Origin of the sequence: Nocardia sp. NPDC050435, from assembly GCF_040655395.1 — a bacterium.
Classification (GTDB): domain Bacteria; phylum Actinomycetota; class Actinomycetes; order Mycobacteriales; family Mycobacteriaceae; genus Nocardia.
The window spans coordinates 333,443-355,080 of the sequence record NZ_JBFAJW010000002.1; the positions used below are offsets into that span (position 1 = coordinate 333,443).

Genomic DNA, 21,638 nt, shown 5'->3' on the forward strand with positions numbered 1-21,638 from the left:
CTGGGCATGCGCGGAATCATCTTGGCGGGCGGCACCGGCTCACGGCTGCACCCGATCACGCGCGGGGTGAGCAAGCAGCTGGTCCCGGTCTACGACAAACCGATGATCTACTACCCGCTGTCCACGCTGATGCTCGCGGGCATCCGGGACGTGCTGGTGATCACCACCCCCGAGGACGCGGCGGCCTTCCGCCGCCTGCTCGGCGACGGCTCGCAGTTCGGCATCGCACTGGACTACGTGGTGCAGCCGGAACCGGACGGGCTGGCGCGGGCGTTCGTGCTCGGCGCCGACCACATCGGCGACGACAGCGCCGCACTGGTGCTCGGCGACAACATCTTCCACGGCCCCGGCCTGGGCACCAGCCTGAACCGCTTCGCCGACCTGGCGGGCGGCGCGGTGTTCGCCTACTGGGTCTCCGACCCCACCGCCTACGGCGTCATCGAGTTCGAGGCGGGGCGCGCGGTGTCGATCGAGGAGAAGCCGAAGAAGCCGCGCTCCAACTACGCGATCCCGGGGCTGTACTTCTACGACAACGATGTCGTGGAGATCGCCAAGACGCTGCGGCCCTCGGCCCGCGGCGAGTACGAGATCACCGATATCAACCGCGCCTACCTGGAGCAGCAGCGGCTGCGCGTGGACGTGCTCGCCCGCGGCACCGCCTGGCTGGACACCGGGACCTTCGACTCGCTGCTCGACGCCGCCAACTACGTGCGCACCATCGAAGAACGCCAGGGCCTGAAAATCGGCGTGCCCGAGGAGGTCGCCTGGCGAATGGGGTATATCGACGACGAACAGTTGTGCAAACAGGCCGAGCCGCTGGTGCGCTCGGGATACGGCAGCTACCTGCTCGGCCTGCTGGCACAGGGCCCGGACCAGAGCAAGGGCTCGGTGCCGTCGGACGGGCGTGCGCCCAGGTGGGATTGGTGAGGATGGAGTTCCGGGAGCTCGCGGTGCCCGGCGCGTGGGTGATGACCCCGCGCCTGCTCGGTGACGACCGCGGCACCTTCGCCGAGACCTTCAAGGCCTCCGAGTTCGAAAAGGCGACCGGCCGCACCTTCGACCTGTGCCAGGTGAACACCTCGGTCTCGGCCGCCGGCGTGCTGCGCGGCATCCACTACACCGAGGACCCGCCGGGCCAGGCCAAGTACGTCACCTGCGTGCGCGGCGCCTTCTTCGACGTGGTGGTGGACCTGCGGCCCGGCTCCCCCACCTACGGGCAGTGGGACAGCGTGCTGCTCGACGACGTGGACCGCCGGTCGGTGTTCCTCTCCGAGGGCCTCGGGCACGCGATCCTCTCCCTGGAGGACCGGTCCACGGTGACCTACCTGTGCTCGCTGGAGTACACGCCCGAATTCGACCGGGACATCGACGCTTTCGATCCCGAGCTGGGTATCCGGTGGCCGGAGCTGGGCCGGGACGGTCAGCGACTGACCTACGTCCGGTCGGCCAAAGACACTGCCGCGCCGCCGTTTTCCTGAGGTCGTGACGACAAAGCCGAACCCCACACTGCCCGTGTGGGGTTCGGCTTTTCGGTCGGCTGGATGAGGGTCAGCCGACGGGTTCCAGGGCGGGCTTCAGCTCGGTGTCCTCCTGCGGCGCCACGATCCTGCGGCGCTTGGGCAGGAAGACCGTCAGCGCGACCAGGGCTCCGACGATCGCGACGCCGGCGGCGAACTCCAGGCCGGGCCGGTAGGTGTCCAGCACGGCGGCGGGGCTCTTGTCGGCGTGCGCGCCGCTGGTGATGATCGCGGTGGTCACGGCCAGGATGATCGCCGCACCGACCTGCATGGCCGTCTGCAGTACGCCGGCCGCCAAGCCCTGCTCGTCGTCGTCGATACCGCTGGTGGCCTGAATGTTGATGGCCGGGAAGCCGACCCAGCCGATGCCGATCAGCAGCAGCGCGGGCAGCAGCACCAGCAGGTAGCTCGGCGCGGTGTCCAGGCGCAGCCAGGCCAGGTAGCCCAGCGCCATGACCACCATGGTGACCGCGATGATCGGGCCGGTGCCGAAGCGGTCGACCAGCTTGTCGGAGACGAACGCGGAGGCGACCACCAGCAGACCGACCGGCAGCAGCGCCAGCGACAGCTTCAGCGGCGACCAGCCGAGGGTCTCCTGCAGGTACAGCGTGGTGATGAACTGCCAGCTGAAGTAGGAGCCCGCGACCGCGATGATGGCGAGGCTGGCCCGCACCAGGCTGGCCTTGCGCAGGATGCCCAGGCGGATGAGCGGGTACTGCACGCGCTTTTCCACGGCGACGAATCCGGCGAACAGGGCGGCGGCGACCACGAACGATCCGAGGGTGCGCGCCGAGGTCCAGCCCACTTCGGGAGCGGTGACCACGGTGTAGACCAGCAGCAGCATGGCACCGGTGGACAGCACCGCGCCCAGGATGTCGTGTCCGCCTTCTTCGGCGGGCTTGTCCTTGGGCACCAGGTAGTAGGCGGCGATCAGGGCGGCGGCCGCGACCGGAACCGGGAGCAGGAAGGTCCAGCGCCAGCCGAGGCCGGTCATCAGGCCGCCGAACAGCAGGCCCATGGAGTAGCCGCCCGCGCCGAACACGGTGTAGATGGACAGCGCCTTGTTGCGGGCCGGGCCCTCGGCGAAGTTGGTGGTGATGATCGACAGACCGGTCGGCGCGGTGAACGCGGCGGCCAGGCCCTTGATGAAGCGGGTGATGATCAGCAGCGGGCCGGAGCTGACGAAGGCGCCGGCGAGCGAGGCGATCGCGAAGACGGCCAGGGCGATCAGGAAGACCTTGCGCCGCCCGAGCAGGTCGGCGGTGCGGCCGCCGAGCAGCAGCAGGCCGCCGTAGCCGAGGACGTAGCCGGAGACCAGCCACTGCAGGGTGGAGGTGGACAGATCGAGTTCGGCGCCGATGGAGGGGAGCGCGACTCCGATCATCGAGACATCGAGTCCGTCGAGGAACAGCACGATGCAGAGAGTGATCAGCATGCCCCAGAGCCGCGCGGTCCATTGTGTCGGATCGGTCGCCTGCTTGGCGGCCGAGAGCGTTGCCGGTGAAGTCATGATCGAAACAATTGCATGCACGCGCATTAGATGTCAACACATCTAATGCGTTTGCATAGAACGCCTCGACTCACTAAGATGTGGGCATGTCGAAGCCGTCTCTTCTCGAGACAGCCCGGGGCAGCGCCGCCTCCGGGCTGGTGGGCGAGTGGCGAGAGCTGCTCGATCGTCACGCGACGGTCAGTTGTGCCCTGGAGAAAGCGCTCCAGCACCAGCACGAGATCGGACTCAGCGAGTTCGAGACGCTGGATCGGCTGGTCGAAGCGAACTGCGGCGATTACCGGATGAGCGATCTGGCCGAGGACATCCACCTGAGCCAGAGCGCACTGTCCCGCACGGTGGCGCGCCTGGAGCGCGACGGCCTGGTCTCGCGGCGCATGTGCGCCGACGACCGGCGCGCGGTCTTCGTGTGCCTGACCGAGAAGGGGCGCGCCACCTACCAGGCGGCGCTGCCCACGCATCGCGAAACACTCGCCGCCAGTTGGGAATCCAAGCCCGCCTGCGGGCGCTGACTCAGACCAGGCTGGCCCGGGCGTCCTCGATGATCGCGCGGGCGTCCACCGAGGCCGCCTTGATGTCGGCGAAAGCCGCACGGTAGCGGTCGATTTCGGGCGCCTTGTCCAAATACACCGGGCCCGTGAAGGCTTCGATGTAGACCACCGGCGGCTCGGGGCGCTCCCCCATCGCGCCCTCGGGGAATTCCAGCATGACGAAGCGGCCGGTCTCCATGCCCTCGTGGAACTCCGACTCCGACTGCACCACCTGCACGCGCACGTTCGGCAGATCGCAGACCCGGCGCAGATGCTCGAGCTGCGCGGCCGTCACCGCCGAGCCGCCGATCCGGCGCCACAGCACCGCCTCGCTGATCACGACGTCCAGCTGCACCGGCGACTCGCTGCGCAGGATCAGCTGCTGGCGCGCCAGGCGCAGTTGCACGCGCCGTTCCACCTCGGCGGCCGGCATGCTCGGGCGACCGGCCACGATCAGCGCGCGGGCGTACTCCTCGGTTTGCAGCAGGCCCGGGACCAGCTCGTTCTCGTAGGAGGTGAGCACGCGGGCGGCTTCCTCGAGCCCGATGTAGACATCGAAGCCCTCGGGTATCACGTCGCCGAAGCTGGTCCACCAGCCCCGCGACTTGGTCTCCTTGGCCAGCGCGGCCAGCGGCGCGACGAGCTCTTCGGGCGCGCCGTAGATCTTGCACATGGCCTCGACGTCGAGGCTGCGCAGCGAGGTCTGACCGGTTTCGATCCGCCAGATCTTGGCTTCCGACCATTCCAGCTGCTGAGCGGCGGTGCGGGTGGTCATGCGAGCCCGGGTGCGCAGCTCGCGCAGCTGGCGGCCGAGCTGGCGGCGCGGCATGGTCGATCCGGTTGTTCCCTGCGGTAAAGCCATGCTTCCCCCTCGTACTGATACGGCACCGGGCCGCGCGCCGACTACCCGGCGGCACCTCCACTGCCACCGGTACGACGCTTCCCTACCAGCGTCCGTCGTCGTGACCCGGACACTCGAACAGCATTGTTTCACAGCAAATCTGACATAGCGTACGTCGACCAACACAGGTACGCCAGTGTCACAATCATGCCAAAGGGGTTAGGTGTAGGCTTGATTGGGGAATTTAGGCAGGTTATCTACTTTTTGAGGCCCCTTTTCCGGAACCGCCAGAACTGGACCGCGCGAACATCCTCGGACAGCTGGTTCACCGGTTCGGCCACATCGGAGAGCGCTTGGAACAGGTCGTCGGCCAGCTCGCTGATGTGCTCCACGCGGGTCGCCAAGCGGGAGGCATTCACCAGGAACTCGAGCAGCAGACGCACCACCGCCGCAATGGTCAGTCCCAGCGGGATGCCGATCAGGACGGCCAGCACCCCCAGCACCGCCGATATCCGCCACATCAGCACGATCAGCACGACCGGGACGGCCACCGCCCCGGCCAGGCCGAGGATGTAGGCCAGCGGGAGCAGGGTGCGGGTGGCGGGGCGGTGGAACTGCACATCCAGCAGGGCACGCGCCGCCTCGACGCTCCACTCGCGGAACGCCCGCGGGCTGCGGAACGGTTCGGCGGGCGGCTCCTCCTCGACCTCGCGGGGCCGGGAGAAGCGGTCTTTCCAAGTGATCCAACGAGATTCGGTCTCGTACTCCTCGGGGTCCAGCGGGACCTCCGCGGCGTCATCGTTCATGGCGCGATCCTGCACCTATTCGCCTACACCGGCCAACCGGAAATTGATAGCGGCGTTGCCCCGGTGAGACGAATCCGACACTCACGAAGAAGTTTCCGATCAATCCGTAACGCTGGAGCTACCTGGTGTCGATACGACCCATGAACGCAGCAGGACCAGCAGGACCCAGATCTATCGGGGAATGGAGAAAGACAGTGCGCACCACGTTTCTGACTTCCGTCTCGGCGGCCGAGATGACCGCCGCAGCGCAGGACTACAGCCAGCGCGGGTGGACGGTTGCCGAAACGGCCAACGGGATCTGCCTGATCACCGATGCCGACGTTTCCGGCATCGAGGTGACCGGCGAACTGGCCGGCGAGGTGCGCCGATTCCTGCGCGCGAACAACCTCTCCGGGCCGGTCATCGAGGTCCCGGGCGCCGAGCGCCGCGAGATCCACCTGGTCACCGGCGCCCGCAAGGCCGCCGCCGCCCTGGAGGCGCTGCGCGAGGCCGGCGCCGTCGTCTACACCGACGGCGCGGGTATCCCGCTGCCCCCCACTCAGCTCTCCGCCGGTTCGGCCTGCTGGGGCGTCGCCCCGCACGAGGCCCGCTGGCTGCCGCCGGTCGTCGCGATCGGCGCGGCGGTGCGCTCGGTGCTGTCCCGGCGGCGCGCCGGGCTGCCCGCCAGCGTCGCCTGCTGAGTCGCACCACCCGCCACACCGCACCGACCTGCGTTCACCCCACGATTCCCCCCTGCAGGGGCGACCGGCTCTCCGGAACCGGACGCGGAACGACCGGTACCCGCCGCGCGCGGATACCGGTCGTTGTGGTTCCCGGGGTGTTGTCGGCGCGCAATAAGGGACATGATGGTGGGTATGAGCCAGATCACGTCCCGGAACCTGCTGCGCACCTGCCCGCTGTGTGAGGCCGTGTGCGGCCTGGAGTTGCAACTGGACGGCGACGACCACATCACCTCCGTGCGCGGGGACAAGCGGGATCCGTTCAGCCACGGCTTCCTCTGTCCCAAAGGCGCCAGCTTCGGCCACCTCGACGAGGACCCGGACCGGGTGACCGAGCCGCTGATCCGGGACCGGGCCACCGGGACCTGGCGCACCGCCGGCTGGGACGAGGCCTTCGACTACATCGCCGAGCGGTTCGCGCCGATCGTCGCCGAGCACGGGCGGCAGGCGAGCGCGCTGTATCTGGGCAATCCGAACGCGCACACCGTGGCGGGCGCGCTGTACGTGCCGGTGCTGATCCGCGCGCTCGGCACCAAGAACCTGTTCTCCGCGAGCACCGCCGACCAGATGCCCAAGCAGGTGGCCAGCGGCCTGATGTTCGGCGACCCGCTGCGCATCCCGGTGCCCGACCTGGACCGCACCGACTACCTGCTGATGTTAGGGGCGAATCCGCTCGAGTCGAACGGCTCGCTGTGCACCGCGCCGGACTTCCCCGGCCGGTTGAAGGCGCTGCGGCAGCGCGGCGGGAAGTTCGTGGTGGTGGACCCGCGCCGCACCCGCACCGCCAAGCTGGCCGACGAGCACCTGTTCGTCCGGCCCGGCAGCGACGCCTACCTGCTCTTCGGCATCGTGCACACGCTCTTCGCCGAGGAGCTCACCCGAGTGCGGGTCGAGGTCGAGGGCCTGGACGAATTGCGCACGGCGGCGCTGAAATTCACGCCCGAGGCGGTCGCGGCCCGGACCGGCGTGCCGGCGGCGACGATCGCGCGGCTGGCCCGCGAGCTCGCGGCCGCGCCGACCGCCGCCGTGTACGCGCGCATCGGCACCTGCACCGCCGAATTCGGCACGGTCACACAGTGGTTGGTGGACGCGATCAACGTGCTCACCGGCAACCTGGACGCGCCCGGCGGCGTGATGTTCCCCGAGGCCGCGGCGGGCGGCATCCCGCGCACCAAGCCGTTCCGGCTCGGGCGCTGGGCCAGCCGGGTGCGCGGGCTGCCGGAGGCGATGGGCGAGCTGCCCGTGGCCACGCTCGCGGACGAAATCCAGACGCCCGGAACGGGTCAGGTGCGCGCGCTGGTCACCGTCGCGGGCAATCCGGTGCTCTCCGCGCCGAGTGGCCCCCGGCTCGACGACGCGTTCGCACGGCTGGACTTCATGGTGAGCGTGGACCGCTACGTCAACGAGACGACCCGGCACGCGGATGTCATCCTGCCGCCGCCGCGGCCGGTGCAGTCGCCGCACTACGATTTCGCGCTGCTGCAGTTCGCGGTGCGCAATTACACGCGCTACTCGCCGCCGCTGGTGCCGCTGGGCGAGCGGCCGTCCGAGGCGGCGGTGCTCGCGCGGCTGGGCGCGGCCCTGACCGGGCAGCCGCACACCGGCGACGTGCTGGCCGCGGTGGACGAGCTGATCATCTCCGGCACCCTGCACAAGGCCGGGCTGGCGGAGCGGCGCCCGGAGCTGCGCGGCGCGACCAGCACCGAGCAGCGGCTGGATCTCATGCTGCGCGTCGGGCCTTACGGCGAGTGGAACGGCGGGACCCTGAATCTGCAGGCGCTGCTGGACAATCCGCACGGCATCGACCTCGGCCCGCTGCGGCCGCGGCTGCCCGGCGTGCTGATCACGGCCTCCGGCCGGGTGGAGCTGGCGCCGCCGCAGCTGCTGGCCGAGGTGGAGCGGATGCGGGCCCGGATCGGCGACGCCGCACCGGATTTCGTGCTGATCGGACGCCGGCAGCTGCGCTCCAACAACAGCTGGATGCACAATGTCGCCCCGCTGGTCAGCGGCTCCAATCGGTGCACGCTGCACATCCACCCCGAGGACGTGGCCCGGCTCGGGCTCGGCGAGCACGCGGTGGTGAAGTCGGCGGCGGGCACCCTGACGGTGCCGCTGGAACCGACCGAGGCGATCATGCCCGGCGTGGTGAGCCTGCCGCACGGCTGGGGTCACGGCGACAGCGAGCAGACCGTCGCGCGGGCGCACGCCGGAGTGAACGCCAATGTGCTGACCGATGATTCGGTGGTCGACGTCCCCTCCGGCAACGCCGTGTTCAACGGGGTGCCGGTCACCCTGATCGCCACCTAGGCCGCGACCGCCTTCCGCGCGAGCGCCGCCTGTGCGCGCCGGGCCAGGTCCACACCGTGTTCGTGGGCCTGGCGGGCCAGGTCGGCGTGCGCGGCGGGGTCGGCGGTCTCGGTGCCGTAGAGGAATTCGAGCGAGGAGTGCGCGATCGCCGAGTACCCGGCGATGCCGTGCTGGAGCTGGGTGGTGATCGCGTCCTTGTAGCCGCGGCGGTCGTAGGTGCGTTCGCCGACGCCGGCCAGGCCGCGGAAATGCAGTTCGTCCAGGGCGCTGCCGGTCGCGGTCGCGCTGTTCTCGTAGGCCCAGCCGCGGCTGAAGACGCGATCGATCCAGCCCTTGGCGAGCGCGGGCATGGACCACCAGTACACCGGGAACAGCACCGCGACCAGATCCGCGGATTCGATCAGCCGCTGTTCGCGCGCCACGTCGGCGGGCACCGGCGCCAGGGCGCGGTGCACCTCCAGATCCGCGGCGGTGAAGACCGGGTCGAAGCCGGTGGCGGTCAGGTCGTGCACGGTGACCTCGGCGCCGCTGGCGCGGATGCCCTGCTCGATCGCGCGGGTGAGGGTGCCGGTGGCCGAATCGCGATCGGGGTGCGAAACCACGAGCAGGACATGCGGCCGGTTCGATTCGTTCGTCATACGGCCAAGCTAAAGTATGACATCAACGTCAATGTCAAGGAGCGAGCCGGGATGCGAATCAGCGACCTCAGCCGGGCCACCGGCGCCAGCCCGCGCATGTTGCGGCACTACGAGAACGCGGGCGTGCTGACACCCGGGCGCGATCCCAACGGCTACCGGCGCTATCGCGCCGAGGATGTCCAGACCGTGCACGACATCCGGTGCCTGCTGGGTTCGGGTCTGTCGCTGGCCGAGGCGGTCGAGCTGATCGAGATCATCTGCACCGCACCGCAGGAGGCCACCGACGACGACCGCGCCGCGGTGCTGGCCCAGCTCGACGAGCGGGCCCGCCGGCTGGAGGCGGGGATCGACCGGCTGCGGGCCGAGCGGGCGAGCATCATGCAGCTGCGCGCCGATCTGGCCGGGCGTACCGTCAGCTAAGCGATACAAAACGTCCGGTCGGAATGTAGCTAACGATCGGAAACCCTTGTGCTAACTAAGCATTGCGTGCGTTCTCCATTTCGATTTCGTAGGGTAGCCCGTACCGTTTCCCCTAGAATGGACTGGATTTGGTGTGCCTGGCGTGCTCATCGGGGAGCCGCGGCGCACGCGGTTTCCGGCAACCCTAGGGGGCACCCATGCCCGGTACACGTTGCGGCAGTGACGGCGAGCACGAACTGCAGGACAGATGCGGTACGCAGGACAGAGCCGAGCGCTTCTACGCCGACCAGGTCCTGGACCGGCTGAACCCGGTGATGATCGAATTCATCGCGCGGATGGATATGGCCTTCCTCGCCACCGCCGACAAACACGGTGAATGCGACACCACCTTCCGGGCCGGCCCGCCCGGATTCCTGCACGTCATCGACGAACGCACGATTACCTATCCGGAATATCGAGGAAACGGCGTAATGGCCAGTCTCGGCAACATCCTGGAGAATCCGCACGTAGGCATCCTGCTAATCGATTTCGTGCGCGACCTCATCGGATTGCACATCAACGGCTCCGCCCGCATCGTCGAGGACGCCGCGCTGCGCCGCTGCGTCGCCGACCTGCCGCCGAATCTCAAGGGGCGCACCGCCGAGCACTGGGTGGTCGTCGACGTCGAAGAGGCCTACATCCACTGCCGCAAGCACATTCCGCACCTGGTGCCCGCCCCGCGCGAACAGCGTGAGTGGGGCACCGACAACGTGCGCGCCAAGGGCGGCGACTACTTCGGCGCCAAGGCCGACGCGGCCGACCGCGACCTGGCGGGCGCGCCCGGCCGCTAGTGGATGCGGAAGATCACCAGCCGCTGCACCACGAAATTGATCACCGTGGCCGTGCCCTGCGCGATCAGGAACGCCAGCGGCACGCGCCACCAGTGCTCCGCGATAGTGGAGTACATCACCTGATTGATGCCGACCTGGATCGCGAAGGTGCAGGCGTAGAGCGCGATCACCGCGAGAAAGCGCAGGCGGCTCGGCTCGGCCTTGAAGGTCCAGCGCCGATTGATCAAGTACGCCGTTGTCGTCCCCGCGACGAAGCCGAGGGATTTCGCGACGCTGACCGGCAGCCCGGCCACATTCAATAGGAGTACGTACAACCCGAAATCCACGATCGCCGACAGCCCGCCGGTGACGGTGAATCGGATGATCTGGGTCTTGAGGTCGACATCGGTCCCGCCCGGCTCGTCTACCAGCGGAAGCTCGGCAGGCAACGGGAGGTGGGGTTCGGCTTGCACGCGACGAGCCTAACGGTGTCACGACCGAGTAGCCTCTATGCCGATGTCCACGAAAGCTCCGGCCCCCACACCGACCACCGACAGCGAGTCCGCTGGCAGTGACAACGGCGGCGTTTCCGCTGCCGTGGATTTCACGTTGCCGACGCGGACCAGGTCGCTGACCGGCTGGGGTCGCACCGCACCGACCTCGTCCGAAGTGCTCTCCACCAGCGATCCCGAAGTGATCGCCAAGGCAGTCGCCATGGTGGCCGAGGACAACGACAGCAAGCCCGCCCACCTGCGCCGCGGCGTCATCGCGCGCGGCCTCGGCCGCTCCTACGGCGACCACGCGCAGAACGCGGGCGGCCTCGTCGTCGACATGACAGCGCTGCACAACATCCACCGCATCGACCGCGACACCCGCATCGTCGACGTGGACGGCGGCGTCAGCCTGGATCAGTTGATGAAGGCCGCGCTGCCGTTCGGGCTGTGGGTGCCCGTGCTGCCCGGTACCCGCCAGGTGACCATCGGCGGCGCGATCGCCTCCGATATCCACGGCAAGAACCACCACAGCGAGGGCAGCTTCGGCAACCACGTGCGCTCGATCGATCTGCTCACCGCGGACGGCAATGTGCAGCACCTCACGCCCAAGCGCAACGCCAAGCTGTTCTGGGCGACGGTCGGCGGCAACGGCCTGACCGGAATCATCCTGCGGGCCACCATCGAGATGGTCCCGACGGAGACGGCCTACTTCCTCAACGACGGTGTGAAAACCCACACCCTCGACGAGACCATCGCCGCGCACAGCGACGGCAGCGAGGCGAACTACACCTACTCCAGCGCGTGGTTCGACGTGATCAGCCCGCTGCCGAAGCTCGGCCGCGCCACCATCACCCGCGGCCGGCTGGCCAAGCTCGACGAGCTGCCCAAGAAGCTGCAGCGCAAGCCGCTGAAGTTCGATGCGCCGCACCTGATGACGGTGCCGGACATCTTCCCGAACTTCACCATGAACAAGCTGACGCTCTCGGCGATCGGCGAGGCGTACTACGCCATGGGCGGCGATTACACCGGCAAGGTGCAGAATCTGACGCAGTTCTACCACCCGCTGGACATGATCTCGGAGTGGAACCGCGGCTACGGCTCCAACGGCTTCCTGCAGTACCAGTTCGTGGTGCCGACCGAGGCCGTCGACGAGTTCAAGAAGATCATCATCGACATCCAGGCGTCGGGGCACTACTCGGCGCTGAACGTGTTCAAGCTGTTCGGCCCGGGTAACCAGGCGCCGCTGAGCTTCCCGATGCCGGGCTGGAACATCTGCGTGGACTTCCCGATCAAGCCGGGCCTGAACGAGCTGGTCACCGAATTGGACCGGCGCGTCACCGAATTCGGCGGCCGGCTCTACACCGCGAAGGATTCGCGCACCACCGCCGAGACCTTCCACAAGATGTACCCGCGGATCGACGAGTGGATCAAGGTCCGCCGAACCGTGGATCCCACAGGCGTTTTCATGTCCGATATGGCGAGAAGGCTGGAGCTGCAGTGATCAATGCCGTTGGTAACCCGCAGACGATTCTGCTGCTCGGCGGGTCCTCCGAGATCGGCCTGGCGATCTGCGCGGAATACCTGAAGAAGGGTCCCGCCCACATCATCCTGGCCATGCTGCCGAACGATCCACTGCGCGAACAGGCTTCCGAGCAGATGACGGCGGCCGGCGCCGGCAAGGTCACCGTCGTCGACTTCGACGCGCTCGACACCGACAGCCACCCCAAGGTGATCGACGCGGCCTGGGACAGCGGCGATGTCGACGTGGCGATCGTGGCCTTCGGCGTGCTCGGCGACGCCGAGGAGCTGTGGCAGAACCAGCGCAAGGCCGTGCTCACCGTCGGGATCAACTACACCGCGGCGGTGTCGGTCGGCGTGCTGATCGGCGAGAAGATGAAGGCCCAGGGTTACGGCCGCATCATCGCCATGTCCTCGGTGGCGGGTGAGCGGGTGCGCCGGTCCAACTTCGTCTACGGCTCCACCAAGGCCGGCCTGGACGGCTTCTACCTGGGTCTGGGCGAGGCGCTGCGGCCGCACGGCCCGCGCGTGCTGGTGATCCGGCCCGGCCAGGTGCGCACCACCACCACGCTGGAGCACTGGAAGGCCACCGGCGCCAAGGAGGCCCCGTTCACGGTGGACAAGGAAGATGTTGCCGCGCTGGCGGTTTCGGCTTCCGAGAAGGGCAAGGAACTGATCTGGGCGCCCGGCCCGGTGCGGTACCTGATGTCGGTCATCCGGCACATCCCCCGGCCGGTCTTCCGCAAGCTGCCGCTCTGACGGCACTCGACGGCGACGGCCCGCACACCGGAAGGTGTGCGGGCCGTTTTCTTTTCACCTCAGACCTCGGGCTCGGGGTCGAGCCGGTTCCAGCCCAGGATCATGCCCGGGGTGCAACCGCCGGCGAGCAATGTCGCCAGCACCATCACCCCGCCGGCGTAGGCCGTCTGAAAGGTGCTGAGGTGGGGGAAGAGCGAGGACGAGAAGATCAGGTAGAACACCGGCGGCAGCGCGAGCGTCTGCGTGACGGTCAGGCCGATGGAGCGGGCCGTGTCGCGCTGGGTGATCTCCAGTTCGTCCAGCGTCGCGTTCGGCGCGGTGTCCTGCACGTGCGACACGATCCGCAGCATGCCCCAGGCCGGAAGGAAGATCAGGGCGGCGGGCAGCATGGCCAGGGCCGCGAAGCGCAGCTCGAAGGCGCAGAGCAGGCCGGCGACGAACATGACGGCGAGGGTGAGCGCCACCGTGACGACCAGCGCGCGCCGGCGGCCCCGCGTGCGCCAGGCGGGCAGGAGGCCCGACAGCCGCTGCTCCTGCAGCAGCCAGCGCCGGAGCCGGTAGTTCTGGTAGCGGTCGAGCAGGCCGTTGGTCATGGTGGTCATGGCCGTCCTTTCGTGTAGATCTCGGCCGAGAGCGCGGTGAATTCGGAGCGGGCGAACACGGCTTCGATCGGCAGCTCGAAGACATCGCAGATCCGCATGGCGAGATCCAGGCTCGGGTAGTGATCGCCCCGCTCGAGTGCGCCGATGGTCTGCACGTTCACGTTCACCGCGTCCGCCAGTGCGGCGCGGCTCATCCGGTGCACGGCGCGCAGCACCGCGATGCGGTTGTAGATCGGGAGGGTTTCTCCCCTTCTCACTGGGCTCACACAACATAGTGTTGTGAAAACACAACATCATGTCAAGTAGTTCACACGCGCGACCGAGCGCGAGCGCGGTCAGTCGCGCGCGGCCACGGCCTGCTGCCACTTGTCGATGGCCTGCTGCAACGCCTCGCTCACCAGGGCGAGCAGCTCGGCGGAGGCTTCGAAGCGGGCGCCCGCGGGCGTCTCCGGGCCCAGCACCTCGGCGGCCCGCCGCGACTCGGCCGCCACCGCGTTGTTCGAGCGCACCGAGGCGTGCAGGTTCTGCAGCCAGATCCCCTCGTCCATGACGTAGCGCTCGCGGCGACCGCCGGGGACGCGCTCGCGCCGGATGATGCCCTGCTGCTCGAGGAACGCGACGGCGTGCGAGACCGACGCCGGACTGACCCGCAGCCGCTGCACCAGATCGGCGGCGGTGAGCGCGCCGGAGTCGGCGATGTGCAGGCAGGCGAGCACACGCGCCTCCATCTTCGGAAGACCTTGCAGCACCAGCAGTTCGGTGAATCGTTCGGTGAGCTCCCGGACCGCCACCGGATCGCGGCCGTAGCCGACCTCCGGCAGCGGCGGCGGTTCGGGCGCGGCCGGCCTGCCGCGCCGCGCGCGCGCACCGGTCGCGTGCTGCGCGCTGTCCGCCCGGTAATGCTCCGGGCCGCCGTTGCGGGTGACCTCGCGCATGATCGTCGAGGCCGGGCGGTCCAAGCGGCGGCCGATCTCGGCGTAACCGAGACCCTCGGACAGGCCCGCGGCGATCTGTTCACGGTCGGCCGTGGTGAGTCTGCCTCCGGGCATCGGGCCGTCTCCTCTCGCGGGCAGGTCCGGCGCCCGCCGCCTGCAAGTATGCCCGCACGGCGAGTTCATTGCAAAGCAGGCGAGCGAATCGGTGCATTGCGTTCACCTATATTGTCATTGCAATACGGGATCTATCAGCACTCTGAACTGGATTTATTTTCTTTCATTGCATGTTGACAGATTTCTAAACGCAACGTAGCTTCGTTCTTGTTCAGAGAATCCCGAACAAATCGACCTGATGCGAGGAGAACACCATGAACATCACCAGCGGCTCGGCCTGGACCGGCATGGTCCCCACCGAGGACACCGAACTGGCGGTGACCGACACCGGCGGCACCGGGCAGGCGATCATCTACATGAACGGCGCCTACGCCAGTCAGAAGGCGTGGAAGCCGGTCATCGCCGAGCTGGGCCCGGAATTCCGCCACATCACCTACGACAAGCGGGCCCGCGGCAAGTCCAAGCAATCGGCCGACTACTCCTTCGAAGCCTGCCTGCGCGATGTCGACGCGGTGCTGGCCGCCACCGGCGTGCGGCGGGCGATCGTCGTCGGCTGGTCCTACGGCGCGACCCTGGCCGCGCACTGGGCCGAGCGCAATCCCGACCGCGTGGTCGGCGTGGTCGCGGTGGACGGGGCGATGCCCTACGGCCTGACCGGCGAGGCCGGCCGGGAGCAGATCCGCAAGCTGTTCCACAAGATGCGGTTCCTGTTCCCGCTGGTGCGCCCGTTCGGTCTGGCCGCGAAGATGTCGGTCACCGAGCACGCCGAGGTCGGCATCGAGATCAACCAGATCAGCGCCGATATGGCCCCGGTGCTGGAGCGGGTCCGCGTGCCGATGCGGTACGTGCTGGCCTCGGGCTCGAATCTGGGTGGCAGCGAGGAGGAGATGGCGGCGGCGCGCGCCTCGCTGGACCCGGTGCTGGCCGCCAACCCGCACCTGACCATCGCGGCCCAGGTGCCGAGCAACCACTCGCACATCCTGCGCAAGGATTTCCGCGCCGTCGCCGCGGCCGTCCGCGCCACCGCGGCCGGTGACGCCGCTTGATGCGCGGTCGACCCGCACCACCGCCACGACTCGAAGGCCCCGAACGCGATCCGTTCGGGGCCTTCGCCGTTGCGCGGGGACGTGGTGGTGGGCTGTGGGTGGTGATCATCGGGCACTAGGCTGACGACGGCTTTTCGGTGTATAGGACGACAAAGGGAACCGGAGGGGCTATGAGCGCCGCGACCGAGGGTGGCACTGCGACGACGGCTGGGCGGTTCGCGCCCGCGGTCCGCCAGGCCGGGGCGGGGCTGGGCGAAGCGGTGCTGGCGGCCGTCGTCGCGGCCATCGTCGCCGGGGTCGGGCTGGTCGCGTTCTCGCTGGTGCAGTGGCCGGCGTTCAACTCCTCCAACGTCACCCGGGCACTGACCACCGTCGGCCAGGTCGGTTCGGCGGCGCTGCTCGTCGCGGCGATCTGGCTGCGCCGGGAACGCCTGTGGCCGTGGGTGGCGAAAATCCTTTCCTGGGTGGGCATTTCGTCGTTCGTCACGGTGACGCTCGGCCTGCCGCTGGCGGCGACCAAGCTCTACCTCTTCGGCGTCTCGGTCGACCAGGAGTTCCGGACCGAATACCTGACGCGGCTCACCGACAGCGCGGCGCTGCGCGACATGACCTACACCGACCTGCCGCCGTTCTATCCCGCCGGCTGGTTCTGGGCCGGCGGACGCTTCGCCGACCTGCTCGGCCTGGCCGGGTGGGAGGCGTTCAAGCCGTACGCGATCGTGTCGCTGGCGGTGGCCGCGGTGCTGTCGCTGGTGTTGTGGTCCAAGCTGATTCGCGCGGACTGGGCGGTCGCGGTGACCGCGGCGACCACCGCCGTGACCGTGACCTGGGCCGCGCCCGAGGCCTACAGCGCGGTCATCGTCATGCTGCTGGCCCCCGCGCTGGTGCTCGCCTGGGGCGCGCTGTACCGGCCCGCCGAGCCGGGCACCGAGGCCACGGCCGGCGGGTGGGGCGCGGTGCTGGGCACCGGGCTGTTCCTCGGCATGGCCGCCACCTTCTACACCCTGCATTTCCTGGCCGCCGCCTTCGCCGTCGCGCTGATGGGGCTGCTCGCCGCGGGGCTCGCGGTGCGCGCGCAGCGGCGGGTCAACAATCCGCGCGGGGTGAATATCGGTGCGGGCGGGGGCAGTCCGGCCTGGCGCGCCGCCGTGCCCCCGCTGCTGCGCCTGCTCGCCATCGCGGTGCTCGCGGGGCTGATCGCGGCGACGGTGTGGCTGCCGTACCTGCTGAAGATGCTGACCACCACGGTGCCGAAGTCCGGGACCGCGCTGCACTACCTGCCGCAGGCCGGGGCCGAATTGCCGCTGCCGATGGTGGAATTCACGTTGCAGGGCGGCCTGTGCCTGATCGGCACCATCTGGCTGGTGCTGCGCGCGGCCTCCTCGCGACGGGCACAGGCGCTCGGCATCGGCGTGGTGGCCATCTATCTGTGGACGCTGCTGTCCATGCTGGCCACCGTGGCGGGCACCACGCTGCTGTCGTTCCGGCTGGACGCCCCGCTGAAAGTGCTGCTGGCCGCGGCCGGTGCGTTCGGCTTCGTCGAAGGGGCGCGGGCGGTGTATCAGGCGCTGAACGAGCCGCCCGCGGTCAAGCCGATCGCGGCCGTGCTGGCCGTCCTCGGCGCACTCGCGTTCGCCCAGGACATTCCGCATGTGCTGGCCCCCGAGATCACCACCGCCTACACCGACACCGACGGCAACGGCGAGCGCGCCGACAAGCGGCCGCCCTCGGCGGTGCGGCACTATCGCGAGATCGACGCGGCGCTGCGCGCGCAAACCGGGCGACCGCGCGACGAGTCCGTGGTGCTGACCGCCGACACCAGCTTCCTGGCCTTCTATCCCTACTTCGGCTTCCAGGCGCTGACCTCGCACTACGCCAACCCGCTCGCCGACTTCCCCGCCCGCGCCGCCCTGATCCAGGACTGGAGCGAGCTGAAGACCTCCGGCGAGCTGGTGGCCGCGCTGGAGCGCAGCCCGTGGCGGGCCCCGGACGCCTTCCTGTTCCGCCGCAGCGGGGACAACTACACCCTGCGCCTGGCCCGCGACGTCTACCCGAACGACCCGAACGTGGAGCGCTACACCGTCGCGTTCCCGAAGTCCCTGTTCACCGATTCCGCGTTCACCACCACCGATATCGGGCCCTTCACCCTGGTCACGGTCCGGCGCTGAGCCGGACCGGCCGGTCCCGGGTGACCGGTGGCTAGCATGAGTCCTCGTGCGAACGGACCGATCGACTTCAGCGTTCAACCGTTACCGCCTGATCGCCCTCGTCTCCGGCCTGCTCGGATTCGTGCTGGCGCTGCTGACGCCGGTCTTACCGGTCGAACAGGACCGGGCGACGTTGGACTGGCCGCAGGCGGGCAACAGCACCAGCGTGGAAGCGCCGCTGGTGTCCTACGTTCCGCTGCGGCTGACCGCGGAGCTGCCGTGCTCGGTGCTGCAGGGCCCGGCCCCGGCCGACGGTGCGTCGCGCACGCTGCTCTCGACCATCCCGGTCGGATCCGGCAAGGCGTCCTCCAAGGGGCTGCTGGTGTCGATCACCGACGGGAATCTGGCGGTGCTGCAACGCGATGTGCCGCTGCTGTCGGCCCCGGTCGCGGAGATCGCGGGCTGTAGCGCGATCACGGTCGAAACCACGAACACCGCCACCACGGTGGAGTTCACCGGCGCGCAGCGCCAGGACGGCACGCCGTTCCGCAATACCGTCACCCGGGACATCCGGCCGCAGGTGGTGGGCGTTTTCACCGAACTGGATCGGGCGCAGCTGTCCGGGGCGGCCCTGCACGCCGACATCGACTCGCGGTTCACCTCGACGCCCAGCGCGCTGAAGCTGGCCGCGATGATCGCCGCCGCGCTCTGCACCGTGATCGCGTTGCTCGCCCTGCACCTGCTCGACAACTCCGACGGCCGCCGCGCCCGCCGCTTCCTGCCCGCGCACTGGTGGCGCTTCTCCCCCGCCGACGCGGTGGTGCTCGGCGTTCTGCTGATCTGGCACTTCCTCGGCGCGAACACCTCCGACGACGGCTACATCCTGAATATGGCGCGCGCGTCGGAACATTCGGGGTACATGGCCAACTACTACCGCTGGCTCGGCGTGCCCGAGGCGCCGTTCGGCTGGTCCTACGAGGTGCTGGCCTGGATGACGCGGGTCTCCGACGCCAGCCCGTGGGTCCGGCTGCCCACGCTGCTCGCCGGAATCGTGTGCTGGCTGGTGATCTCGCGCGAGGTGCTCCCCCGGCTCGGCGCGCGGGTGCGCCGGCACAAGATCGCGCTGTGGACCGCGGGCCTGGTGTTCCTGGCCTTCTGGCTGCCCTACGACAACGGGCTGCGCCCGGAGCCGCTGATCGCGGCGGGCGCGCTGCTCACCTGGTGCTCCATCGAACGCGCCATCGCGACCGGGCGGCTGCTGCCCGCGGCCATCGGCGTGCTGATCGCCGCCTTCTCGCTCGCGGCCGGGCCCACCGGGCTGATCTGCGTCGCCGCGCTCATCGCGGGCTCGCGCCCGGTGCTGGAGATCATCGTCAAGCGGGCCCAGGGCCGGCGGCCGGAACAGATCGCCGCGGACGCCTTCGCGCCCGCCGCGAACGACCCGGGCGCGACGACGAACTCGCCGTCCGTGGTCGGCGAATCCGCGGGCGGGGACGCCGGTTCCGGAACCCGGCCGGTCTACGCCGCCGACGCCGCCGACCCGGCCAGCAGCTCACGGCTGACCACCTTCTTCCGCTACGCCGCGCTGATCGCGCCCGGCCTGGCCGCCGGAACCCTGGTGCTGGCCGTGGTTTTCGCCGATCAGACGCTGGCCACCGTCATGGAGGCGACCCGCGTCCGGACCGTGATCGGGCCGAACGTGGCGTGGTTCGACGAGCGCACGCGCTGGGATTCGCTGCTGATGCTGTCCCCCGACGGCTCGCTGGCCCGCCGGTTCGGCGTGCTGATCATGCTGCTGGCGCTGCTGGTGTGCGTGCTGCAGGTGCTGCGCAAGGGCCGGATTCCCGGCACCTCGCGCGGGCCCTCGGTGCGCATTCTCGGCATCGTGTTCGCCTCGCTGCTGCTGATGATGTTCACGCCCACGAAGTGGACGCACCACTTCGGTGTCTATGCGGGACTGGCGGGTTCGCTCGCGGCGCTCGCCGCGGTCGCGGTCGGCAGCGAGGGTATCCGGTCCCCGCGCAATCGCGCGCTGTTCGGCGCGGCGGTGCTGTTCGTGCTGGCGATCACCTTCACCGGTTCCAACGGCTGGTGGTACGTCTCCTCCTTCGGGGTGCCATGGTGGGACAAGGCGCCGCTGGTCGCGGGCAAGGGCATCTCGACGCTGTTCCTGGGGCTGGCGGTGCTGGCCCTGCTGTGGGCGATCTGGGAGCACTACCGCGCGCCCTACCAGAAGACCGTGGTCACCCGGCGTTTCGATCGGCTGGCCTCCGCGCCGCTGACCATCGCGGCCGCGCTGCTGGTGCTGTTCGAGGTGGCCTCGCTGGCCAAGGCGGCGGTCACCCAGTACCCCGCGTATTCGATCGGCAAGTCGAATATCCGGACGATGCAGGGTGATCCGTGCGCCCTCGCCGACGAAGTGCTGGTCGAGACCGATACGGCGGATTCGCTGCTCCAGCCCTACGAGGGCAGCCCGGCCGACGGTTTGTCCGCCGAGTCCAAGGGTTTCACGCCCAACGGCGTCGCCGACGACCTCACCGCCGATCAGGAGGAAACCGTCTCCGGCGGCGCGAATTCGATCAGCACGGACGAGAACAAGACGACCAACACCACCGGCGCGGGCACCGGCGGCGGCACCACCGAGCAGACCGGCCTCAACGGCAGCACCGTGGCGCTGCCCTTCGGCCTGGACCCGGCCCGCACCCCGGTGCTGGGCAGCTACCGCGAAGACGCGCAGCAGCAGGCCGAGCTCGTCTCGCAGTGGTACCGCCTGGAGCTGACCGACAGCATGCGGGCCGACCCCGCCTACCAGGTGCTCACCATCACCGCGGCGGGCCGCATCCGCTCGGTGGACCCCGACGGCGTGCTCACCTACGGTCAGGAACTGCACCTGGAGTACGGAACCCGCACTCCCGACGGGCGATTCGAGACGCTCGGCTCGATCGATCCGATCGACATCGGCCCGGCCCCGTCCTGGCGCAATCTGCGCGTCCCGCTGGATCGGCTGCCGGCGGCCGCGAACGCGGTGCGCCTGGTCGCCGTCGACAACGACATCACCCCGAAGCAGTGGCTGGCGGTGACCCCGCCCCGGCTCCCGCGCCTGGCCACCCTGAATTCGGTGGTCGGGTCGGCGGATCCGGTGCTGCTGGACTGGCACGTCGGGCTGGCCTTCCCGTGCCAGCGGCCCTTCGATCACCACGACGGCGTCGCCGAGGTGCCGCGGTGGCGCATCCTGCCCGACCGCGTCGGCTCGGACGCCTCCAACGCCTGGCAGGACGACATCGGCGGCGGCCCGCTCGGCTGGACCGGTCTGCTGCTGCGCGCCGAGTCCATCCCGAGTTATCTGCGCGACGACTGGGGCCGGGACTGGGGTTCGCTGGAACAGTTCGAGCCCTACGACCCCGCCGCCCGCCCGGCCGACATCGGCTCGACCGTGCAGAAGCGCTGGGGCGTGGCCGAGGACGCGCCGATCATGATTCCGTGATCGGCGCGAGCTGGGCAACACCCCGCTATCACCTGTGACGCAGATTTCTCGGCAACCTGTCACGTGGCGCTCGCCCCGGCCCCGGGGCGAGTTTGCTATTTGTCATGTTCCGGGCCGATTACGGCGGCATGCCGCCAGCAAGATCATGAAACTACTTGGGGGACTGATCGTTTCGCGACAGTGACACCTCCGTAACCGATGATCGGAAATAGAGACGGCGGAGGTTTGAATCCGTAATGTAGTGGGCATGACAGCGTTCGATGACATGGGTCTGCGCGATCTCGTCGATCTGCTCACCGACGAGGAGCAATCGGAATTGCGACCGGAAGTTCTGCGCGTTCTCGGGCGGCTGCCCTCGCAAGAGGTGCTGCGCCGAGAGCTCGGCCGGCGCATGTTGAAGGTATAAACCACTACTCACGAAACAGGCCCTGCCGAGAGCTTC

21 protein-coding genes are annotated in these 21,638 nt (G+C 69.1%); 13 read left to right on the plus strand and 8 right to left on the minus strand.

The window, feature by feature from the left end:
- The first annotated feature begins 6 nt into the window (after window positions 1-6).
- Entirely contained in the window at window positions 7-927 is a 921-nt protein-coding gene (gene rfbA, locus AB0I43_RS05940) for a glucose-1-phosphate thymidylyltransferase RfbA (RefSeq protein ID WP_356971681.1), read from the plus strand.
- A gap of 2 nt (window positions 928-929) precedes the next feature.
- The gene (gene rfbC / locus AB0I43_RS05945) at window positions 930-1,478 is read left to right on the plus strand and encodes a dTDP-4-dehydrorhamnose 3,5-epimerase (protein WP_356972233.1); all 549 of its coding nucleotides are present in this window, start codon (window positions 930-932) and stop codon (window positions 1,476-1,478) included.
- A 70-nt stretch (window positions 1,479-1,548) separates the two neighbouring features.
- Here the strand turns inward: rfbC and AB0I43_RS05950 are convergent, their stop codons facing one another.
- Window positions 1,549-3,027, minus strand: a complete 1,479-nt coding sequence (locus tag AB0I43_RS05950; protein WP_356971683.1) for an MFS transporter — start codon at window positions 3,025-3,027, stop codon at window positions 1,549-1,551.
- A gap of 86 nt (window positions 3,028-3,113) precedes the next feature.
- Here AB0I43_RS05950 and AB0I43_RS05955 point away from each other — a divergent pair, with 86 nt between their 5' ends.
- A complete protein-coding gene (locus AB0I43_RS05955; RefSeq protein ID WP_356971685.1) occupies window positions 3,114-3,539 on the plus strand; it encodes a MarR family transcriptional regulator in 426 nt (141 codons plus the stop codon).
- A gap of 1 nt (window position 3,540) precedes the next feature.
- Here AB0I43_RS05955 and AB0I43_RS05960 read toward each other — a convergent pair whose 3' ends face one another.
- Both AB0I43_RS05960 and AB0I43_RS05965 read right to left on the minus strand, forming a co-directional pair.
- Window positions 3,541-4,419, minus strand: a complete 879-nt coding sequence (locus AB0I43_RS05960; RefSeq protein WP_356971687.1) for a helix-turn-helix transcriptional regulator — start codon at window positions 4,417-4,419, stop codon at window positions 3,541-3,543.
- 236 nt (window positions 4,420-4,655) lie between these two features.
- The gene (locus tag AB0I43_RS05965) at window positions 4,656-5,204 is read right to left on the minus strand and encodes a DUF4282 domain-containing protein (RefSeq protein ID WP_356971689.1); all 549 of its coding nucleotides are present in this window, start codon (window positions 5,202-5,204) and stop codon (window positions 4,656-4,658) included.
- A 194-nt stretch (window positions 5,205-5,398) separates the two neighbouring features.
- On the opposite strand from AB0I43_RS05965, the gene AB0I43_RS05970 reads away from it, so the two are divergent.
- Window positions 5,399-5,884 carry a hypothetical protein gene (locus AB0I43_RS05970; protein ID WP_356971691.1) on the plus strand — a complete coding sequence of 162 codons (486 nt, stop codon included), beginning with the start codon at window positions 5,399-5,401 and terminating at the stop codon, window positions 5,882-5,884.
- A gap of 174 nt (window positions 5,885-6,058) precedes the next feature.
- Window positions 6,059-8,230, plus strand: coding sequence for a molybdopterin-dependent oxidoreductase (locus tag AB0I43_RS05975; protein ID WP_356971693.1), 2,172 nt, complete (start codon window positions 6,059-6,061; stop codon window positions 8,228-8,230).
- Here the strand turns inward: AB0I43_RS05975 and AB0I43_RS05980 are convergent.
- Window positions 8,227-8,868, minus strand: coding sequence for an NAD(P)H-dependent oxidoreductase (locus AB0I43_RS05980; RefSeq protein ID WP_356971695.1), 642 nt, complete (start codon window positions 8,866-8,868; stop codon window positions 8,227-8,229). The genes AB0I43_RS05975 and AB0I43_RS05980 overlap by 4 nt on opposite strands.
- A 51-nt stretch (window positions 8,869-8,919) precedes the next feature.
- On the opposite strand from AB0I43_RS05980, the gene AB0I43_RS05985 reads away from it, so the two are divergent.
- Both AB0I43_RS05985 and AB0I43_RS05990 read left to right on the plus strand, forming a co-directional pair.
- Window positions 8,920-9,288, plus strand: coding sequence for a MerR family transcriptional regulator (locus AB0I43_RS05985; protein WP_356971696.1), 369 nt, complete (start codon window positions 8,920-8,922; stop codon window positions 9,286-9,288).
- A gap of 197 nt (window positions 9,289-9,485) precedes the next feature.
- Window positions 9,486-10,118: a pyridoxamine 5'-phosphate oxidase family protein gene (locus AB0I43_RS05990; RefSeq protein ID WP_356971698.1), complete on the plus strand. Its 633-nt coding sequence runs from the start codon at window positions 9,486-9,488 to the stop codon at window positions 10,116-10,118.
- On the opposite strand, the gene AB0I43_RS05995 is transcribed toward AB0I43_RS05990, so the two are convergent.
- Window positions 10,115-10,570: a GtrA family protein gene (locus AB0I43_RS05995; RefSeq protein WP_356971699.1), complete on the minus strand. Its 456-nt coding sequence runs from the start codon at window positions 10,568-10,570 to the stop codon at window positions 10,115-10,117. The genes AB0I43_RS05990 and AB0I43_RS05995 overlap by 4 nt on opposite strands.
- Before the next feature lie 37 nt (window positions 10,571-10,607).
- Between AB0I43_RS05995 and AB0I43_RS06000 the strand changes: the two genes are divergently transcribed.
- Window positions 10,608-12,092, plus strand: coding sequence for an FAD-binding oxidoreductase (locus AB0I43_RS06000; protein WP_356971700.1), 1,485 nt, complete (start codon window positions 10,608-10,610; stop codon window positions 12,090-12,092).
- Window positions 12,089-12,868, plus strand: a complete 780-nt coding sequence (locus AB0I43_RS06005; RefSeq protein WP_356971702.1) for a decaprenylphospho-beta-D-erythro-pentofuranosid-2-ulose 2-reductase — start codon at window positions 12,089-12,091, stop codon at window positions 12,866-12,868. The genes AB0I43_RS06000 and AB0I43_RS06005 overlap by 4 nt, the downstream gene beginning before the upstream one ends.
- Before the next feature lie 59 nt (window positions 12,869-12,927).
- On the opposite strand, the gene AB0I43_RS06010 is transcribed toward AB0I43_RS06005, so the two are convergent.
- The 3 genes from AB0I43_RS06010 to AB0I43_RS06020 all read right to left on the minus strand — a co-directional run bounded on the left by AB0I43_RS06010 (window position 12,928) and on the right by AB0I43_RS06020 (window position 14,519).
- Complete coding sequence (locus AB0I43_RS06010) at window positions 12,928-13,470, minus strand: hypothetical protein (RefSeq protein WP_356971703.1); 543 nt, start codon at window positions 13,468-13,470, stop codon at window positions 12,928-12,930.
- Entirely contained in the window at window positions 13,467-13,736 is a 270-nt protein-coding gene (locus AB0I43_RS06015) for a helix-turn-helix transcriptional regulator (protein ID WP_356971705.1), read from the minus strand. Before AB0I43_RS06015 ends, AB0I43_RS06010 begins: the two co-directional genes overlap by 4 nt.
- Window positions 13,737-13,805: 69 nt before the next feature.
- The gene (locus tag AB0I43_RS06020; protein WP_356971706.1) at window positions 13,806-14,519 is read right to left on the minus strand and encodes a helix-turn-helix domain-containing protein; all 714 of its coding nucleotides are present in this window, start codon (window positions 14,517-14,519) and stop codon (window positions 13,806-13,808) included.
- A 254-nt stretch (window positions 14,520-14,773) separates the two neighbouring features.
- Here AB0I43_RS06020 and AB0I43_RS06025 point away from each other — a divergent pair, with 254 nt between their 5' ends.
- From AB0I43_RS06025 to AB0I43_RS06040, 4 genes are all read left to right on the plus strand, one after another.
- Window positions 14,774-15,565 carry an alpha/beta hydrolase gene (locus AB0I43_RS06025; protein ID WP_356971708.1) on the plus strand — a complete coding sequence of 264 codons (792 nt, stop codon included), beginning with the start codon at window positions 14,774-14,776 and terminating at the stop codon, window positions 15,563-15,565.
- Between the two features lie 170 nt (window positions 15,566-15,735).
- Entirely contained in the window at window positions 15,736-17,733 is a 1,998-nt protein-coding gene (locus AB0I43_RS06030; protein WP_356971709.1) for a galactan 5-O-arabinofuranosyltransferase, read from the plus strand.
- Between the two features lie 46 nt (window positions 17,734-17,779).
- Window positions 17,780-21,196 carry an arabinosyltransferase domain-containing protein gene (locus AB0I43_RS06035; RefSeq protein ID WP_357431478.1) on the plus strand — a complete coding sequence of 1,139 codons (3,417 nt, stop codon included), beginning with the start codon at window positions 17,780-17,782 and terminating at the stop codon, window positions 21,194-21,196.
- A gap of 247 nt (window positions 21,197-21,443) precedes the next feature.
- Window positions 21,444-21,602, plus strand: coding sequence for a hypothetical protein (locus AB0I43_RS06040; protein ID WP_356971712.1), 159 nt, complete (start codon window positions 21,444-21,446; stop codon window positions 21,600-21,602).
- The last annotated feature ends 36 nt before the right edge of the window (window positions 21,603-21,638 follow it).